This window comes from Saccharopolyspora antiqui, assembly GCF_052246905.1.
Taxonomy (GTDB): domain Bacteria; phylum Actinomycetota; class Actinomycetes; order Mycobacteriales; family Pseudonocardiaceae; genus Saccharopolyspora.
On the sequence record NZ_JBQQBO010000010.1, the window covers coordinates 198354 to 216402 of the forward strand.

Sequence of the window (18049 nt, forward strand, 5' to 3'; positions counted from 1 at the left end):
TGCGGCGCCAACCGCAGGCCGCCGGACATCGCGGCACGGGACGAATCCGCGAAACCGGCGCTCCTGGGCGGCGGCCGGTTTCGCGAAGCGTCAGCTCTTCATGCCGTGTTCGATGGCCTCGATGATCCGCGGCCGCAACTGCGCGGCGCTGATGATCGCGTCCACGGAGCCGACCTCGACCGCGCGCTGGATGCTGTGCACCCGGTCGAACTCCGCGGCGACCTCACCGAGCTTCTCCGCCCGAACGGCGGACTGGACCTCGACGAGCTGGGTGTTCAGCGCCGCCCGCTCGGCGCCGCTGGCCGTCGAGACCTGCGCCTGCAGTTTGGTCACCCGTGGGTCGGTCGCGGTGCGGTTGTTCACCTCACCGGTGAACACCACGGCCGCCGCCGGGGCGCCGCCGAGCACCGAGGCGAACGAGCCTTCCAGTGCCAGCACGGTCATGTTCGGGTTGAGCGCCTTGGAGAACACCACGAACGCGCCGCCGTGGTAGCGGGAGATCACGCAGAACACGATCGGCCCGTCGAAGTTGACGATCGCCCGGCCGATCTCCGCGCCGTACTCCAGCTGGAGCTTGCGCATCGACTCCGGCGAGCCGTCGAAACCGGACAGGTTCGCCAGCACGACCAGCGGCCGGTTGCCGGACGCCGAGTTGATCGCCCGCGCGATCTTCTTCGACGACCGCGGGAAAAGCGTGCCCGCGGTGTAGGTGTCCGGGCCGTCGGTGGGCGGGAAGCCACGCCGTGGCACCGACCGCGACTCGATGCCGATCAGGCAGACCGGCCAGCCGCCGACGTGCACGTCCTGCACTGCCGAGGTGGCGGCGTCGGCCATGCCCGCCCAGCGTTCCAGAACCGGGTGGTCCTGGTCGGACAGCGCGCGCATCACCGTGCGGATGTCGAACGGCTTCTTGCGGTCCGGGTTGTGCTCTGCGGAGAAGATCTGGCCGACGCGTTTGAAGTCGCTACCGACGATCGCGTGCGGAAATTCGGAGACATCGCGGTCGACCGGGTCGGTGGTGTCGGCCTTCCTCGGCGCCGTCTCGCCGGGCGCGACGTAGGTGTGGTCGTAGTGGGTCATCAGCACGTCGCGAGCGGCTGGCAGGTTCGGCGCCCAGTACTGCGCTTGGCCGTTCGGGCCCATCACCCGGTCGTAGCCGCCGATGCCGAAGTTGTCCTCGGCCGAGACGCCGCCGGAGAAGTCCAGCGACTGCTTGCCGGTGAGCACCATCGCCGAGTCCGGCGTCATCACCAGGATTCCCTTGGTGTGCATGAGCATCGTCGCTTCGGCGTTCCAGTACGGCTGGGCGCCGACGGTGATCCCGGCGATCACGATGTTGATCTCGCCGCCGTCCTGGGTGAACGTGACGATCCGCTTGAGCGCCGCCGCGACCCAGTCCATGTTCTCGGTACCCGAGGACATCGAGATCCGAGCCCCCGCCGAGAGCGCGAACCACTCCAGCGGGACCTGCATCCGCTCGGCGAGGTCGAGCGCGGCGATCACCCGCGAGCACTCCGGCTCCGACAGCGCGCCGAGCGCCTTCGTCGGGTCGCCGAGCAGCACCACGCGGGTGACGCCTTCGGGGTGCCGTTCGGTCGGCGTGGTGACGACACCGGCGACGATCGCGGCGGTGTTCTTGCCCTTCGGCCGGTTCACCGGCACGAGGACGCCGTGGTCGTCGAGGTCGTGCTCGGCGAAGCTGCCGTCCGGCCCGGCGAGCAGGCCGGTCAGCTCGTACGGGTAGAGGTTCCCGCGCCGGGCCGCGCGCAGCACCTTCTGGCGGTAGTCGTCCAGCGGCTGCACCGGTTCCGTCGACGGCTCGCCGACGTGCAGGCGCGCGTCGCGCCCCGGGGTCAGGGTGATCCGCACGGCTACCTCGGTCAGCTCACCCGCGGCGGTGCGCTGGCGGGCGAGGAACTGGACTTCCTCCAGCCCGGTACCCGCCGTGGTCGGCAGGAGGCGCTGGACCAGCGTGTTGAGCTCGTCGGTGGTCAGCTCGGTCGACGGCCAGACGTACATCATGATCCGGTTGGTGTCGAACCGCTTGTTCTGCGGGCGCTGCGCCTGGATGTTGCGGATCGCGTCGAGGCACGTGGTGATCGCGTCCTCCACCGCGGGCAGCGCGACCAGCCGACCGTCGGCCTCGCGCAGCGGCGTCAGGTCGCGGACCTGGCCCATCGCGAAGAGCCGCTCGTCGGCCGGGTTGCTCTTCGCGACGGCCTTGAACAGGTAGATCTCCTCGTCCGCGGACGGCAGCCGGGTGAGGTCGAACTCGCGCAGCCGCTGCAGTTGCAGGCGCTGCGCGATCTGCGGGTGCAGGCCGCGGATCAGCCGGTCCTCGGCGAAGCCCGCGCCGTCGGGCAGGAAGGTGAAGTGGTGGTGCATCACCGCGCCGCTGGTGCCTGCGACGGTGGTGGTGATCCGGCGGACGCTCGCGGGCAGCGGGTGTTCGGCGAGGAGCTGTCCGAGCCGCACCGCGATCGCGTCGGCGTCCGGCTGGCCCTCCCACGTGACGTAGAGGTCGGCGACCAGCCCGTGTTCGGCGACGTCGGTAGCGAACGTGCCGACCGCGCCGATGGCGTCGGGCAGTGCGGCGATGTCGACGGCGGTGGTGACCAAGCGCGTCACGCCGCCGGAGTTGGTGTGCTCGGCGGTGACGAATCGACAGCCCGCGGTCTCCCGCGTGGTGACCTCGGAGAGCCCGCGGTTGCCGTAGTAGCGGCGGGTCAGCACTTCCAGCAGCGGCGCGTGGTCCCGGCCGGGCCGCCCGATCCGCTGGCCGATCAGCCGGACCAGCGGCTCGGAGCTGGCCACCATGGTCTGGATCCGTTCGGCGCGGTCCGGCGCGTCCGGATTGCGGTCGAGGTAGCGCAGTTCGTCGCGCACCGCGGCGTAGACCTTGGCGCGGTTGCGGCGCAGCAGCGGCTGGGCGAACCAGCGGAACACCACGCTGCGGGCCAGGTCCGACACCACGGGGAAGCGCACCTGCGTGGCCTCGATCAAGCGCCCCAGAGCGAGCCCGGCGCGCTCGCTGAGCGACTCGACGGGCGGCGCCCCGGCCAGCCACTGCCGCAGCAGTTCCGACACGACCGCGACGTCGGCCGACATCCGCTGCTGCGCCAGGAAGATCCGGAAGACCGCGGCCTCCAGCTCGGGCGTGCGGTCCAGGTCAGCGATGCCGTAGTGCCCGAGCACCTGCTTCAGCTTCGCCTGGAACCCTTCGGTGAGGCCAGCGCGTTCGACGTCGAGGCTCTGCAGGTAGCTGTGGAAGTACTCGCGCGGGCTGTGCACCGGGCTGTCCGGCTCCACCTCGAACTCACGGCCCGGCCGGTTGCGGCTCAGCTCCGACAGATCGGCGAACAACGCGAGCAGGTCCAACTCGCCCGGCAGCGGTCGGCCACCGAGTTCGCCCCGTGCGGCCAGATACCCGGACAGCACCCGCTTGCGGTCCTGCGGATCGACGTCGAAGCCCAGCAGCAGGCTGCGCAGGTCTTGCAGACCGCGCTCGACCCGGTCGGCCGCGGACAACCCCGCCGGTTCGGCGGGCAGGTCGATCTTGACGGTCTCGCCGGTGTCCGCGGCTTCCTCCTCGGCGCCTTCGGCGGCCAGCGGCTCCAGGCGCATCAGCGGTGCGCCGGTCTCGACCTGGCTGCCCACCGACACCCGGCACTCACGGACCCGGGCGCGGAACGGCGCGCGCAGCACCGTCTCCATCTTCATGCTCTCCAGCACCAGGATCGGCGAGCCCGACTCGACCTCATCGCCGACCGACAACGGCGTCGCCACGACCAGCGCGGGCGCCGGGGAGCGAACGACACCACCCTCGTCGCGGCTGATCCGGTGCGTGACGCCGTCCACCTCGACCAGATGAATCGGGCCGTGCGTGGCCGACACCAGCCGGAACCGGTGTCCGTTGACCAGGATCTGACCGCTGTGCGCGTCGAACTGCTCGATCTCGACGTCCGCCGAGTGCACGTCGCCGCCGCCGGAGACACCGACGCGGAAGCGCTTCTCCCCGACGCGGGCCACGCTCACCCGGTAGCCGACACCACGGAGCTTGAGGCCCAGCGGACGGCCGCTTTCGTGCTGCACCTGCGGGCGTCCGCCGCGCGCTGTGGACAGCAGTCGATGGCGGCTGACCTCCTCCTCGTCCTGGAACGCCTCGATGGCGGCCGCGGCCAGGGCGATCGCGGAGTGCCGGTGGGTGACCAGGCGGCCTTCAGCGCGCACGCGGTCGATCCAGCCGGTGTCGGCGCTCGCGTCAACCACCTCGGCTTGGTGCAGCAGGTCGAGCACGAAGCTCTTGTTGGTCGCGCCGCCCTCGATGATCACGGTGGTTTCGGCTATCGCGCGGCGCAGTCGGCCCAGCGCCTCGTCGCGGTCGCGGCCGTAGGCGATGATCTTCGCGATCATCGAGTCGAAGTCAGCTGGGATGCGGTCGCCTTCGCTGACGCCGGTATCGACGCGGATGCCGGGGCCAGCGGGCAGCACCAGTCGCGCGATGCGGCCCGGGGCGGGCGCGAAGTCGCGGTCCGGGTCCTCGGCGTTGAGCCGCGCTTCGATGGCGTGGCCGTTCTCGACCGGCTGCGGGCCTTCGAGCTTGCCGCCGCCAGCCACGTGCAGTTGCAGCTTGACCAGGTCGGTGCCGGTGGTGATCTCGGTGATCGGGTGCTCGACCTGCAGCCGGGTGTTGACCTCCAGGAAGGCGAACAGCTTCTCGCCGGGGTGGTACAGGAACTCGACGGTGCCGGCGCCGCGGTAGTCCACGGCCAGCGCCAGTCGTTCGGCCGACGCCTTCAGCTCGGCGATCTGCTCCGGCGCCAGTACCGGGGAGGCGGACTCCTCGATGATCTTCTGATTGCGCCGCTGCACCGAGCAGTCCCGGACGCCCAGCGCCCACGCGGTGCCCTGTCCGTCGGCGATGACCTGGACCTCGACATGCCGGGCGCCGGTGACCAGGCGCTCCAGGAAGACCACGCCGGAGCCGAAGGCGCGCAGCGCCTCCTGGCTGGTGCGCTCGTAGGCGTCCGCCAGGTCCGCATGCGAGGCGACCATGCGTATGCCGCGCCCGCCGCCGCCCGCGGTCGCCTTGAGCATCAGCGGGTAGCCGATCTCATCGCCCGAGCGCAGTGCCTCTTCGAGGGTGGCGACCTCGCCGCGGCTCCACGGCGCGACCGGGACGCCGACCTTCTCGGCGATCAGCTTCGCGCCGATCTTGTCGCCGAGCTCGCGCATCGCCTCCGCGCTCGGCCCCACGAAGGTGACGCCGATCTTCTCGCACAGCTCGGCGAACGCCGGGTCCTCGGCGACGAATCCCCAACCGACCCAAGCCGCGTCGGCCCCGGTCTCCACCAGCGCCTGTTCCAGCACAGCGTGGTCGAGGTACGGGCGCGCCGACGCCGAGCCCAACGAGTAGGCGACGTCAGCTTCACGGACGAAGGTCGCGTTGCGATCGACGTCGGTGTAGAGCGCGACCGTCTCGATCCTCGTCCCGGTTTCTGCCGAAAGATCCCGGACGGCATGGATGAGCCGCATCGCGGCCTCTCCACGGTTGACGATCGCGACACGACTGAACACCGGCTAAGCCTCCCAAACACGCGCAGAAGGCGACGCCCGGGGCTCCGAACGTCGCCTACACCTGCCCAATACCCTGCTAGATCACCGTCGGCGACACCAATGTGCCGCGTCGCGCATGCCGCAGCCGCCCTGTTGTGGAGACCCCACAAAAATGGACAAACGGCTGGCCTGGCGGCGGTGGTCGCACGCCTCCCGCGACTCGCCGAACAGGTGCGAGGAGATCACCGCAGTCATCCCGCGGGCGGCGACATCGGCCATTACCAGCCTGATGGTCTCGTCCCAAGCCAGCGGTCGAGGTCCGCAGCGCACCACATAGCCCCGTGTAGCGCGGCGGCTCCACCGCAGGTCAAACCGGCTGCGGCAACCACGCGATGGGTAGCCAGGCATAGCGTCGAATAGTACGGCATGCTGCCCGTTTGCTGCCCTTCGCGACCACAGTGGACAGATCTGCGGAGTAGCGGATGAACAACCCAAGAAGCGACCAGCGGCGGCCCTGCCGCGCCTCGGTAACCGCACTCGCCCTACGAGACGTGGCGGGTTGCGGCGAGCTGCTTCCCGCGCACCCGATGTCGGCCCGCCGGTGTGGGACCCGGTCATGAGTTCTCCGTGGATGCCGCGCCCTGAAGTGCTTCCTGCCCGGTCGTCGGGGCGTGCCTCATGAGGGCGACTCGGCTGGTTCTGGCCGCGGTCGTTTGTGTGGTCGTGTCGCCCCCGGCAACCGCGGCCACCGAGACCTACGCGGATTTCTCGATGGCCGGAGTCCACTCCGGTGGCCAGTTCTGGGCTGAGGACAGCAACCAGCACGACCAGAACGGTTGGCGAAACCAGTGGACGTGGTCACCGCAGGAGGGCACCGCGGAATCCCGTTTGGCATGGGGCGATCCTGCAACGTGGCCGCCCGACGGCAGTGAACGGTTCATCCAGTCCGGCGGCTGGATGCTGCTGGACGGCTGGTCCGACAACGGCACCTACTACCGGCAGCGCGTCGACTCGGAGGTAATCGGCGACGGGCTCGACTGCACGAACAAGCAGTCGATCCCCTCAGACGGGGATCGGCAGCACTACGTGCCGTGGCAGGTCCCTTCGTCGATCGTGTGCCTGATCGCCGAGGGAACCATCACCGAGGAATCGTCCGGGACGGTGATCCGGTTCCGGCACGAGCAGTTGTGGTTCCCACCTGGGCCGTGCTCGAACCTGTACCACTCCGGGCAACGCTGCCTGAAGCAGTACGAGCGGTGGCTCGACGACAACCAGCACCACGACGGGCTGCTGCGCGAGAAACTGCGCCGCGACCAGTTCATCGCCAAGGGCAAAGGGCTGGCGTTCCGCATCGTCCAGTACGCCCCAACCCCCTGGACGGCCAACGGCCGCTACTACTGGCGGTAATAGACACCGACGATTCGGGCGGTCGCGGTGAAGTATCCGACGGCTCGGTTAATCGTGTCGCGCACCGCTGTGAACCAGACGGCCAGTCGCTGTGTCTGTAGATCGTGATCTCGCTGTGTGTCGGACTTTCGTCGGCCGTCAGTTGTGCTGCGGTGGTTCCTCGGTCGGGAACAGGATCGGGCTCAGCAGGTGGGGGCTGCGGCCCGGCGCGGGCTTGTTGTCCAACCTGGACTTGATGGCGGCGACCAGCTCGTCGATCAGCTCGGCACGCTCGTCCTGGCTGAGCCAGAGCTGGAATTGGGTGTAACCCACCGAGTCGGCGGTCGGGTCCACGTTCTCCCGGTCGAGGTAGGCGTTGAACTCGGCGAGCAGGACGCTCATGGCCGCGGCGAACACGTGGCGGTGATCGTTCGGGGACATCGACGCGGCCGCCTCCCGGCCGATCTTCGCCCGCTCCCGGCGCAGCCGGTAGTGGCGCTCGACGGCGCCGTGCACCCGCTGCTCGCCCGCCACCTCCAGCACCCCCGCCTCGGCCAGCAAGCCGACGTGCCGGTACAGGGTGGTCTTGGGGATGTCGGGCAGGCGCGCGCACAGTTCGGAGGTGGTGCGGGTGCGCCCCCCGGACATGGCGTGCACGATGCGCAACCGCACCGGGTGCAAGAGCAGGTCGAGTGTGTCCACCAGGGCACGATCCCATATCTGGTACTGTTCCCAAAACTGGGAACACGGGAGGCAGCGATGCAGGAGCAACCGCCGCTGGGGCGGTACTACGAGGTGGAGGGCCGACGGTTGCTGTTGCACCGCTCGGGCAGCGGGAGCCCGGCAGTGGTGTTCCTGCCCGGGGGAGGCGGAGTCGGCCTGGACTACTGGAACGTCCAGGAGAAAGCCGCCGAGCTCACCACGAGCGTGGTCTACGACCGGACCGGGACGGGGTGGAGCGACCGGGTCACCGTGCCGCTCACCTCTGCCGAGGTGACCGACGAACTGCGCGAGCTGCTGCGCGCCGCTGACGTGCCCGCCCCCTACGTGCTGGTCGGTCACTCCCTCGGTGGCCCCTTCGCCCGGCACTACGCGACGCGCTTTCCCGACGAGGTGGCCGGCCTGGTCCTGATGGAGACCGACCACGAGGACTACGACGCCTACATGCCCCGGGAGCTGACCGAGATGCGGGCCGCTTGGGACCCCGACCAGGAGCTGCCCGACGAGCTGCCGGAAGAGGCCGTCCAGCTCTACCGCGGACTGTTCGCGCGGATGGTGGCGGACTGGCCGGAGGAGATCCGCGAGCCGCTCGTCGAGCGCCACGTCAGCCCTGAATGGATCATGGACGGGTACCGGCTGGTGCCGTACCGCGACCGGTTCCTCGACGAGATGCGCCAAGCGGGGCCGCTGCCCGACGTGCCGCTGATCGTCCTCACCGCCATGGATATCGACGATTTCAAGAAGGCGGTGCTGATCGGTGAGTCCGAGGCGCTGCTGCGCGCGGAGATCGACGGCAAGCGGCGGCTCGGCGACGCGTTGGCCGCCTCGGTCCCGCGCGGCGAAAACCGCCTCGTCCACGGCGCCGGACACGCCTCCATCCACTGGCGCCGACCCGACGCCGTACTGCAAGCGATCCACGACCTGCTCGGCAAGTGACGACCGGTCCCAGGCCAGCCAGGACAAGCCTCGCTGACACGACAGATCAGGATCTACGGCTGTTCGCCGCCGCCTGCGGCCTGACCGCTACTGTCGGGCTGGTCGATGCGGTCATCGACATCCAGCAAGGTCCGCAGGTCTGGCCGAGCAGCGATATCAACCTCAATTCCGCTGGGTACCGGCTGGTCGGCATTTGGTGGCTGCGAGCCGTTCGACGGTTCCGGCTTTGAGCCGTTCCCGTCGTTGGATGGTGACACGGTGCTCGCCATCCCTTCGGTCACAGCGATACCGGCATCGTCAGAGCGTTCAACCCACCATCGCACTGCGGCGGGGAGTCTCAACAGAGAAACGCGAGCAGTTGCGACTCCTGCGCTGATCATCAGCACGAAGTGATGGCGACCGCGCAGGTGCGCGCGCTCGTGCGCGAGCACGGCCTCGAACTGCTGCGGGTTCAATGCGCCCAGCGCGCCGCGGGTGGCTACGATGCGGCGGCCCCAGCAATGCCGTTGACCAGCGGCTTGAGCGCCAGCGCGCCCGGGGTGTTGACCGCTGAGATCCCCGTGGTCAGTTGCAGTCCCCCACTGTCAGTGAGCACGTGCCCGCGTTCGCCCTGATCAACTCGCAGTCACCTAGCCGCCGAAGACGGTCCTGAGGATGTCGGCGGATTGGCTGGGCGCTGTGATGAGGAAGAAGGACAGGCCGATGCCCACGAGACCGAAGGCGATCCAGCCGACGATGACGCCAGCGAGTGCCACGCCGTGGTTGCGGTAGTGACCTGGGTTGCGCTTGATCGTTCCCAGCGCGATGTGCCCGAGGATCGCTCCGATCAGTCCTAGTAGGATAGCGCCGTAGCAGGTGACGAGCCCGGCCACCGAAACGCACAACGATGCGATGGCCAGACCGTTGCTGCGCGATTCCGGCGGATGGTGCGTCCCGTCCGACGCCGAAGACGGCCCTGGCGGGTTGGTCATGACTCTCCTTTTACGAAGATCAACCCTGCCGAGTATGGGTGTGCCGTCCGCGTCTCGTGGTTGGTTCGGACGAATTTGTGAATGCGGTCGCGACTCGAAGTCCGGACCACCAAGCGAACAAGGACAAAACGGGCCTCGTCCCATATCTCACCAACTCATGTCACGCGAGACCTCGACCCGCGCGGCGATGACATCCGGGGTCTCGGTGAACAGCACGCGCCACTATGGTGGACCGATGGCGTTGGTCAAGCAGTTCCAGGTCACCTTCGACTGCGCAGAACCTGAGCGCGTCGCTCGTTTCTGGTGCGAGGTGTTGGGGTACGTCGTACCGCCGCCACCGGAGGGGTTTGCTACTTGGGACGATTTCGATCGCTCGCTGCCGCCTGAGCATCAGGGTTCAGCGTTCGCCTGCATTGATCCCTCAGGTGTGGGCCCGCGACTGTTCTTCCAACGCGTTCCCGAAGGCAAGGTCGTCAAGAATCGGCTGCATCTTGACGTGCGGGTCGGCACCGGGCTCGTGGGTGAAGAGCGCCTCGCCACACTTGAGGCCGAGTGCGCACGACTCGTCGCGCTCGGCGCGGTACGCGTGCGACTACTGCCTGCCGATGGCAACGAAGAGTCGTGCATCGTGATGCAGGACATCGAGGGCAACGAGTTCTGTCTCGACTGAGGGGCCGCGAACGTGTCCTCGTTCTGCCCCCATGGGCCAGGACGAAGAACCGCCCCCGACCTGTCAGGGCGCTGCGGCGCAGATCGCCGGATCAGGCGCTCGGGACGGCCAAACTGATCGGCGGGCGTCAGGACCCGGGACCGGTTCAGGTCCGGCCGGGCCGGTACACCGGGAGTCGCAAGGTCACGTCGAGGCCGCCGTTCGCGCGGCCGGTGGCGGTGACGGTGCCGTCGTGGGCTTCAGTTATGGACCGGACAATCGCCAGCCCGAGGCCCGCGCCGGGGCCGCTGGCGAGCCGTTCGGCCGCGCCGCGGCGAAACGGCTCGAACAGACCGTCCACAGTGTCCGATGGGACGACCGGGCCGCTGTTGGCGACGGTGATGGTGCCATCGGTACTCAGGCGGAGCGTGAACCAGCCGTCGGGGACGTTGTACTGCACGGCATTGCGGACCAGGTTGCCGAGCAGCTGGGTCAGCAGTGTCTCGTCGCCGAGGACCGTCAGCGGGGCCACGACCACCTCGCCTCGGATGCTGGCGGGGCCACCGCTGGCCAGGGCTTCGCCGACGACGCGCTCGGCCACCGCGGCGAGGTCGACCGGATGGCGTTGCGGCAGTCCGTTCTCACTGCGGGCGAGCAGCAACAACCCTTCCAGCAGAAGGTCGAGCCTGCGGTTGGCGGCGAGCAGTTCGTCGCGGATGCCACCGATGTCCCCGGGTGCGGCGCCGGTCAGGCGAACCTGGATGAGCGCGCGTTGGATCGCCAGCGGGGTGCGCAGTTCGTGCGAAGCGTTCGCCACGAACCGGCGCTGGCTGGTGAACGAGCGGTCGAGCCGGTCCAGCATGCCGTCGAACGTGTCGGCCAGGTCGCGCAGCTCGTCGAGCGGGCCGTCGAGGGCGATGCGTTCGTGGATGTTGCGCACGGACATGCTGCGGGCCTGCGCGGTGATCGTGTGCAGCGGACGCAGCACCCGGCCCGCCGCCCACCAGCCGACCACCGAGGCGAACAGGACCATCACGCCGACGGCGATCGCGGACAGCATGACGAGCTGCTGCAGCGCCTTGTCCCGGACGTCCTCGGCCAGGCTCTTGATCTCGCCCGGCGTCAGCGCGGCTGCCACGGACCGCTTGGGCAGCACCGTGACGTTCGTGCGGCGCTCACCGGCGAACGCGTCGCGGATCACCACTTCTACACCGCCCGCCAGCGTCTGCCCGGACAGCAGCAACACCACGGTCAGCAACACCAGGCACGATGCCAGGCACAGTCCGCCGTAGAGCACCGTCAGCCGCAGCCGGACGCCGTGACGGCGCCGCCGCAGAACCTGTCCTTGATCTGGTTTTTCACGCGGCGCCAGCCGCTTGGCCCACCTAATCAACTCGCACCGCCGCAGGCACTCAGATCCGGTAGCCGACGCCGGGCACGGTCACGATCAGCGGCGGATCGCCCAGCTTGGCCCGCAGCCTGCTGACCGTGATCCGGACCGCGTTCGTGAACGGATCGGCGTTCTCGTCCCACACGCTCTCCAGCAGGCTCTCCGCACTGACCACCGCGCCGCGGGCGGCGAGCAGCATTTCCAGGACCGCGAACTCCTTCTTGGACAATGCGAGGTACCGTCCACCCCGGACTGCCTGGTGGCGCGGCACATCCACCTCAAGGTCGTCACGGCGCAACACCGGGGAGAGCACGCCAGCCGGCCTTCGCCCCAGTGCCCGGACCCTGGCCAGCAGCTCGTCGAAGTCGAAGGGCTTGGCCAGATAGTCGTCCGCGCCGAGCGAAAGCCCGGCGATGAGGTCCTGTTTCGCCGCCGCCGCGGTGAGCATGAGCACGCGGCTCCCGCACGGGCCCGCCACGATCCGCCGACACACCTCGTCGCCGTGCACACCGGGCAGGTCCCGGTCCAGCACGACGACCGCGTAGGGGTTCACCGCCAGCCGGTCGAGCGCCTCGGTCCCCGAAAGCGCGACGTCCACGGCGAGCGCGTCCCGGCGCAGGCCCTCGGCGATCAACTCGGCCAGCACGGGCTCATCCTCGGCGACCAGCACTCGCACGTTCCCCAGTCCTCCCCCGAGCCCGTTGCGGTCAGGGTAGCGGTCGCGATGTTTCACCGGCGTATCGGCGAACCGAGACGCCGTGGAAAGCCGCTGCCGACTAGAGCTTTCCGGGTGGCGCGCGAAGGGCGCGCGCCCTGGAGGAAGGGTCTTCGCCTTGAATTCGCTGTCCGTCCGCCTCGTCGGGCCGGTGCTGCTCGGCGTGACGCTGCTCGCTGCGTGTTCGCCGATATCCGGTGACTCGCCGACCCCAGCGACCCCGGTGGCCGCCGACGGTCCCGTCCGGTTCACCCAGTGCGTCCGCGAACAGGGCTTTCCCCTGCCCGACCCGCCAGCCGGTGCGCAGACCGTCGAACTGCCCGCCCAGGCCAAGAACGATCCGGGGATGGCCGCCGCGGTCGACGCCTGCAGGCATTTCCTCGGCCAGGGCAGCGGCAAGAACGCCGGTGACCCGCAGGCGCAGGACCGCGCCGTCGCGCTGGCCCGGTGCCTGCGCGAGCACGGCCTCCCAGTGCAGGACCCGGCGCCGGGGCAGCCGTTGCGGCTCGATCTCGACACCAAGGACCCGAAGGCGATGCAGGCGGTGCAGGACTGCCGCCGGGACGCGCGGAGCACCGGAGGGCAGCCCGGTGGCAGGTAAGCGTCGCTGGTGGGCGGCTGGCCTGGCCGGGGTGGTCGTCCTCGCCGCGGTGGCCTTCGTGATGCTGCGCCCGGACCGCCCCGCGGTCGCGGGTGCGCGACCCGTGCCGCCCACCGCCGCGGTGGCGCGGACGGATCTGGTTCAGACCACCCGGGTGGCAGGAACCCTCGGTTTCGACGGCAGCTTCCCGGTTCCCGCCGCACCGGGCGGTGGCATCGCCACCTGGCTGCCCGCGCAAGGTGCGGTGATACGCCTGGGCGAGCGCGTGTACCTGGTGGACAACCGGCCGATTCCATTGCTGCATGGCGAAATCCCGTTGTGGCGCGAACTTGCCGTCGGCGTTGACGACGGCCCGGACGTGCGGCTGTTGCGCGCCAACCTGCGTGCCCTGGGTTTCGGACCAGATCTCGCGGACAGCGACCATTTCTCGGCCGCGGTGGGCGCGGCCGTCGGCCGCTGGCAGCGCGCGCTCAACGTGCCGGACGACGAAAAGGTCCGGCCGGGCCAGGTCGTGGTGGCACCGGCGGACCTGCGGATCGTGGAGATCCGGGCGACCCTCGGTGCTCCACTGCCTCCCGTGGTGGCGACCGCGTCCGGCCTCACCCGCGTGGTCACCTTGGACATGCCCGTCGCGCAGCAGAACCTCGCCGTCGCGGGTGCGGCGGTGCGGGTTCTGCTGCCGGGCGGGGCACTCACACCGGGGAAGATCGCGTTCGTCGGCACCGTGGCGACCGCCGCGCCGCACGACGCGGGCGGCGACGAGGTGGCGGCGACCATCCCGGTGCGGATCACCCTGGACAGGCCGGAAGCGGCCGGAACTCTCGACGGCGCACCGGTTTCGGTCGAGTTCGTCAGCGACACGCACCGGGATGTGCTGGCGGTGCCCCTGGTCGCGTTGCTCGCGATGCCCGACGGGGACTACGCGGTCGACGTGATCGAAACGGGTGAAGACGGGTCGTGGACGGCGCGCCGGGTCGTGGTGCGGCTGGGCTTTTTCGCCACCGGCCAGGTCGAAGTCTCGGGCGACGGCCTGTCCGAAGGCATGAAGGTGCAGGTGCCCGCGCGGTGACCGAGATGATCACAGCGACCCGGGTGAGCAAGGTCTACCAGGGCGGGGTGCCCGCGCTGACCGACGTCTCGCTGAGCGTCCGGGAAGGTGAACTGCTGGCCGTCGTCGGCCCCTCCGGCTCCGGCAAGAGCACCCTGCTGCACCTGATGGGCACGCTCGACCCGCCCACCAGCGGCACCGTCCGGGTGCTGGGCCACGACGTGTCCGCGGTCCGGGACAGCACGCTCTCGGCGATGCGCGCCCACTGGATAGGCTTCGTCTTCCAGCAGTTCTTCCTCGGCGCCACACTGTCCGCTGTGGACAACGTGGCGACCGGGCTGACGTATCTCGGTGTGCCGGGCCGCCGTCGCCGCGAGCGCGCGGCCGAAGTGCTCGACCGGGTCGGCCTCGGCCACCGGCTCGACCACCGGCCTGCGCAGCTGTCCGGCGGCGAGCGGCAGCGCGTGGCCATCGCCCGCGCGCTGGTCGCGGATCCGGCGATCGTGCTGGCCGACGAACCGACCGGAAATCTCGACTCCGCCTCCGGCGCGGTCGTCCTGGATCTGCTGCACCGGCTCAACCGGGAGGGCACGACCATCGTGGTGATCACCCATGACACCGGGGTGGCCGACCGGCTGCCCCGCCGGGTGCGCGTCCTCGACGGCTCGGTGGTCGAGGATTCGGCACGTGCCAGATGAGCGCGCCCACGCGGAAGCTGCCGCCGCCCTCGGCGTTGCGACTGCCGGATCTGTTGCGGGAGAGCACATCCGGGTTGCGCGGCCGACCCGCCCGCGCGGCGCTGTCCTTGCTGGGCATCGCGGTCGGCGTGACGGCAATGGTCGCGGTACTGGGCATCAGCGCGGCTAGCCAGGCCGGCCTGATCGCCCAGATCAGCAACCTCGGCACCAACATGCTCACCGTTTCCCCGGGGCGGGATCTGTTCGGCGGCCAGACCGAACTGCCGACCGAGTCGGTCGCCATGGTCGCCCGGATCGACGGGGTGCGGTCGGTCAGCGCGGTGGGCGCGGTGACCGGCCATTCGGTGCGGCGCACGGACAAGATCGACCCGGCCGACACCAACGGCATCGCGGTGCTCGCGTCCCGCCTGGATCTCCTCGGCACCCTGGGCGGTTCGGTGGCCGAAGGTTCGTTCCTCACCCCGGCGACCGAACGCTATCCCGCGGTGGTCCTGGGATCGGTGGCCGCCGCGCGGCTCGGTATCGGCTCCGCGGGCGATCAGGTCTACCTGGGCAACCGCTGGTTCACCGTGACCGGATTGCTGGAACCGCTGCCGCTGGCGCCGGAGATCGACCGCGCGGCACTGATCGGCTGGCCGGTCGCCCAGGCGGAGCTGGGCTTCGGCGGCCGCCCGACGACGATCTACGAACGGTCCGACGACGACGCCGTCGCGAGGGTGCGAGCGGTGCTCGCGGCCACCGCGAATCCGGAGAACCCGCAGGACGTGGCGGTCAGCAGGCCTTCGGACGCACTGACCGCACAACTGGCCGCCCGCTCCGCGTTCGACCAGTTGTTCCTCGGCCTGGGCGCGGTGGCGCTGCTCGTGGGCGGGATCGGCGTGGCCAACACGATGATCATCTCGGTCCTGGAACGCCGCGGTGAAATCGGGATGCGCCGTTCCCTCGGCGCCACCCGGAGCCACATCCGCGCGCAGTTCCTCGCCGAGTCGGCGCTCATGTCCACCATCGGTGGCGCACTGGGGGTCCTGGCAGGCCTCGCGGTGTGCGTGGGTTACTCGCTCAGCAGGGGCCTGCCGGTCACCCTGCCATGGGTCGCGGTCGGCGGAGGTCTCGCGGCGGCGATCGCCACCGGCCTCGTCGCGGGCCTCTACCCGGCAACCCGCGCCGCGCACCTGAGCCCGACCCAGGCCCTCGCGGCGGTCTAACCGGTCTCGGTCGCCGCGATGGTCCCGGTGTGGAAAGGAATTCTCTTCCCGGAGAGCTGACGTCAGTTGAGCACTTGGTCAACGAAGCTGAGCAAGGCTTGGAAGAAAGCGATCGGCGCGTGCACGACAGCCTTGGCCCCATCGTCGAGAGCGGAAAGAACCCCGTTGACCCCATTGGCGGCACGGGACGGGTCCTGCGCGATGAACACCGCGACCACGACCACGGCGACGAGGAACGCGGCGAACACCAGCCCGACGACGCGCAACCAGAAACGCAACCGCTTGACGAGCTTCTTCGCGGTATCTTGAACCTTCGCCATGAGACCTCCCGCTCAGTACGTGCTCACTGTCGGCTTAGCGATCCAGAAGGTTGGGCCAGCTTGTCGTCAAGTTGCCGACTCCGCGATGAAGCTGTTGCCCGGACCGGGCACGTGTTCCGAATGGAAGGACTCATTGCCACGCAACGAATATCCAGCTCGTTCTGCTGCCGGAAGGCAATGAGATGTGGAAGTGTGCCCGGAGAGGTGCGCCTCGATGCTCAGTTGACCGAGTTGCGCCGCTTCGCGGTGGCCGGTTACCGACCACCGCGGTCACGCCGAGCGGAACGCACCGCCGCATTCCACGAGCACCTCAGCCAACCGAAAGCCCGACTTGACGATCCACCGAGTGCACACCATCCGCAGCAGACCTCGTCGAGGTCGACTACAGGCGGATGGACTTCTTGTTCATGAACTCTTCGATGCCGAGCGGGCCGAGTTCCCGGCCCATGCCGGAGCGCTTGATCCCGCCGAACGGCAGGTCGGCCACGGATCCACCCGACTTGTTCAGGTACACCATGCCCGCCTCGATCCGGTCGGCGACGCGGCGCGCCCGGTCCGGGTCGGTGCCGAACACGCTGGCGCCCAACCCGAACGGCGAGTCGTTGGCGATCGCGATCGCCTCGTCCTCGGTCTCCGCGCGGAACACCAGAACGACCGGACCGAAGATTTCCTCGTAGTAGGCGTTCATCTCCGGTGTCACATCGGTAAGGACGGTGGCTTCCAGGTAGGCGCCGGGCCCGATCCGGTTTCCACCGGCGCGCAGTGTCGCACCCTGTTGGACCGCGGTCTCGACCTGAGCGGCTACCTCGTCGGCCGCTGCGATGGACGCCAGCGGCGGCAACGTCGTGGCAGGATCCGCGGGGTCACCGGGCACGTAGTACTCCGCGACGCGCTTGGTCAGCCGTTCGACGAATTCCTCGTAGATGTCGCCCATCACGATCATCCGCTTCGGCGCGTTGCACGACTGGCCGCAGTTGCGCATCCGGGCCGTCGCGGTGACCTTGACGGTCTCATCCATGTCATCGGTGTCCAGGACGATCAGCGGGTCGGACCCGCCCAGCTCCAGGACACATCTCTTCAGGTTCTTCCCCGCCTCGGCGGCGACGGAGATGCCCGCCTGCTCGCTGCCGGTCAGCGACACCCCACGGATGCGCGGGTCCGCGAGCACCCATGGGATTTGCCTGCTGGACGCGAAGACGTTCACGTACGCGTCGTCGGGCACGCCAGCGTCGTGCAGCACCTCCTCGATCGCGGCCGCCGATCGAGGGCAGATCGAGGCGTGCTTGAGCAGGATCGTGTTGCCGAGCACGAGGTTCGGCGCCACGAACCTGGCGACCTGGTAGCAGGGGAAGTTCCACGGCATGACGCCGAGCAGCGCGCCGATCGGCTCCTTGGCGATGGCCGCCTTGCCGCTCTTGAGCGCCAGTGGTTCGTCCGCCAGCAGTGCCGGACCGTTGTTCGCGTAGTACTCGAAGATGTCGACGACGATGCCGACCTCGCCGAGGCCTTCGTTGATCCGCTTGCCCATCTCCAACGTCATGATCGCGGCCAAGTCGTCAGCCCGCTCGGCGAACAACTCCGCCGCGCGCGCCACGATCTCCGCGCGTTCAGCGACCGGCCGACGCCGCCACGAGGAGTACCCGCGGTGGACGCGATCGATCGCTGCCCTGACCTCCTCGTCGGTCGTGTTCGGGAGCTCCTCGATCAGTTCACCCGTGGCCGGGTCCGTGACTGAGTACATGAGTGCGCGAGCCTCCGTTCCCTTCGGTAGGGCCGCCTGGGGGCAACACCATCATCATGATTGTATACTGCATACACTGACCGCGTCGAGATCAAGCGCCAAGTCCACCGGTG

Annotated in this window: 15 protein-coding genes; 7 read left to right on the forward strand and 8 right to left on the reverse strand. The window is 69.3% G+C overall.

Annotated elements, in window-relative coordinates; translation table 11 throughout:
- Nucleotides 1-90: 90 nt before the first annotated feature.
- The gene (locus ACTWQN_RS18255; RefSeq protein WP_443204694.1) at nucleotides 91-5577 is read right to left on the reverse strand and encodes an ATP-binding protein; all 5487 of its coding nucleotides are present in this window, start codon (nucleotides 5575-5577) and stop codon (nucleotides 91-93) included.
- 657 nt (nucleotides 5578-6234) lie between these two features.
- Here ACTWQN_RS18255 and ACTWQN_RS18260 point away from each other — a divergent pair.
- Nucleotides 6235-6963, forward strand: a complete 729-nt coding sequence (locus tag ACTWQN_RS18260) for a hypothetical protein (protein WP_443204695.1) — start codon at nucleotides 6235-6237, stop codon at nucleotides 6961-6963.
- A 138-nt stretch (nucleotides 6964-7101) separates the two neighbouring features.
- Here ACTWQN_RS18260 and ACTWQN_RS18265 read toward each other — a convergent pair whose 3' ends face one another.
- Nucleotides 7102-7644, reverse strand: a complete 543-nt coding sequence (locus tag ACTWQN_RS18265; protein ID WP_443204696.1) for a helix-turn-helix domain-containing protein — start codon at nucleotides 7642-7644, stop codon at nucleotides 7102-7104.
- 57 nt (nucleotides 7645-7701) lie between these two features.
- Between ACTWQN_RS18265 and ACTWQN_RS18270 the strand changes: the two genes are divergently transcribed.
- Nucleotides 7702-8598 (forward strand): alpha/beta fold hydrolase, encoded by an 897-nt coding sequence (locus ACTWQN_RS18270; protein ID WP_443204697.1) that lies wholly within the window; start codon nucleotides 7702-7704, stop codon nucleotides 8596-8598.
- Nucleotides 8599-8651: 53 nt separating this feature from the next.
- Here ACTWQN_RS18270 and ACTWQN_RS18275 read toward each other — a convergent pair whose 3' ends face one another.
- Nucleotides 8652-9053 carry a M48 family metalloprotease gene (locus tag ACTWQN_RS18275; RefSeq protein WP_443204698.1) on the reverse strand — a complete coding sequence of 134 codons (402 nt, stop codon included), beginning with the start codon at nucleotides 9051-9053 and terminating at the stop codon, nucleotides 8652-8654.
- A gap of 174 nt (nucleotides 9054-9227) precedes the next feature.
- Nucleotides 9228-9569, reverse strand: coding sequence for a DUF4190 domain-containing protein (locus tag ACTWQN_RS18280; protein ID WP_443204699.1), 342 nt, complete (start codon nucleotides 9567-9569; stop codon nucleotides 9228-9230).
- Between the two features lie 235 nt (nucleotides 9570-9804).
- Between ACTWQN_RS18280 and ACTWQN_RS18285 the strand changes: the two genes are divergently transcribed.
- Nucleotides 9805-10239 (forward strand): VOC family protein, encoded by a 435-nt coding sequence (locus tag ACTWQN_RS18285; RefSeq protein ID WP_443204700.1) that lies wholly within the window; start codon nucleotides 9805-9807, stop codon nucleotides 10237-10239.
- Nucleotides 10240-10384: 145 nt separating this feature from the next.
- Here the strand turns inward: ACTWQN_RS18285 and ACTWQN_RS18290 are convergent, their stop codons facing one another.
- Both ACTWQN_RS18290 and ACTWQN_RS18295 read right to left on the reverse strand, forming a co-directional pair.
- Nucleotides 10385-11611: a sensor histidine kinase gene (locus ACTWQN_RS18290; protein WP_443204701.1), complete on the reverse strand. Its 1227-nt coding sequence runs from the start codon at nucleotides 11609-11611 to the stop codon at nucleotides 10385-10387.
- A gap of 19 nt (nucleotides 11612-11630) precedes the next feature.
- Nucleotides 11631-12284 carry a response regulator transcription factor gene (locus tag ACTWQN_RS18295; RefSeq protein WP_443204702.1) on the reverse strand — a complete coding sequence of 218 codons (654 nt, stop codon included), beginning with the start codon at nucleotides 12282-12284 and terminating at the stop codon, nucleotides 11631-11633.
- A 157-nt stretch (nucleotides 12285-12441) separates the two neighbouring features.
- On the opposite strand from ACTWQN_RS18295, the gene ACTWQN_RS18300 reads away from it, so the two are divergent.
- From ACTWQN_RS18300 to ACTWQN_RS18315, 4 genes are read left to right on the forward strand one after another with little or no spacing between them, the layout of a single operon-like run.
- Nucleotides 12442-12924: a hypothetical protein gene (locus ACTWQN_RS18300; protein ID WP_443204703.1), complete on the forward strand. Its 483-nt coding sequence runs from the start codon at nucleotides 12442-12444 to the stop codon at nucleotides 12922-12924.
- Nucleotides 12914-13993 (forward strand): peptidoglycan-binding protein, encoded by a 1080-nt coding sequence (locus ACTWQN_RS18305; protein ID WP_443204704.1) that lies wholly within the window; start codon nucleotides 12914-12916, stop codon nucleotides 13991-13993. The genes ACTWQN_RS18300 and ACTWQN_RS18305 overlap by 11 nt, the downstream gene beginning before the upstream one ends.
- A complete protein-coding gene (locus ACTWQN_RS18310) occupies nucleotides 13990-14670 on the forward strand; it encodes an ABC transporter ATP-binding protein (protein WP_443204705.1) in 681 nt (226 codons plus the stop codon). Before ACTWQN_RS18305 ends, ACTWQN_RS18310 begins: the two co-directional genes overlap by 4 nt.
- Nucleotides 14667-15875 carry an ABC transporter permease gene (locus tag ACTWQN_RS18315; RefSeq protein ID WP_443204706.1) on the forward strand — a complete coding sequence of 403 codons (1209 nt, stop codon included), beginning with the start codon at nucleotides 14667-14669 and terminating at the stop codon, nucleotides 15873-15875. The genes ACTWQN_RS18310 and ACTWQN_RS18315 overlap by 4 nt, the downstream gene beginning before the upstream one ends.
- 62 nt (nucleotides 15876-15937) lie before the next feature.
- Here ACTWQN_RS18315 and ACTWQN_RS18320 read toward each other — a convergent pair whose 3' ends face one another.
- Nucleotides 15938-16195, reverse strand: coding sequence for a hypothetical protein (locus ACTWQN_RS18320; protein WP_443204707.1), 258 nt, complete (start codon nucleotides 16193-16195; stop codon nucleotides 15938-15940).
- A gap of 382 nt (nucleotides 16196-16577) precedes the next feature.
- Nucleotides 16578-17936: an NAD-dependent succinate-semialdehyde dehydrogenase gene (locus ACTWQN_RS18325; RefSeq protein WP_443204708.1), complete on the reverse strand. Its 1359-nt coding sequence runs from the start codon at nucleotides 17934-17936 to the stop codon at nucleotides 16578-16580.
- Between the last annotated feature and the right edge of the window lie 113 nt (nucleotides 17937-18049).

Coding starts and splice junctions, on each gene's coding strand:
- ACTWQN_RS18260 (WP_443204695.1), top strand. CDS start 6,235: ATGAGGGCGACTCGGCTGGTTCTGGCCGCGGTCGTTTGTGTGGTCGTG.
- ACTWQN_RS18270 (WP_443204697.1), top strand. CDS start 7,702: ATGCAGGAGCAACCGCCGCTGGGGCGGTACTACGAGGTGGAGGGCCGA.
- ACTWQN_RS18280 (WP_443204699.1), bottom strand. CDS start 9,569: ATGACCAACCCGCCAGGGCCGTCTTCGGCGTCGGACGGGACGCACCAT.
- ACTWQN_RS18285 (WP_443204700.1), top strand. CDS start 9,805: ATGGCGTTGGTCAAGCAGTTCCAGGTCACCTTCGACTGCGCAGAACCT.
- ACTWQN_RS18315 (WP_443204706.1), top strand. CDS start 14,667: ATGAGCGCGCCCACGCGGAAGCTGCCGCCGCCCTCGGCGTTGCGACTG.
- ACTWQN_RS18320 (WP_443204707.1), bottom strand. CDS start 16,195: ATGGCGAAGGTTCAAGATACCGCGAAGAAGCTCGTCAAGCGGTTGCGT.
- ACTWQN_RS18325 (WP_443204708.1), bottom strand. CDS start 17,936: ATGTACTCAGTCACGGACCCGGCCACGGGTGAACTGATCGAGGAGCTC.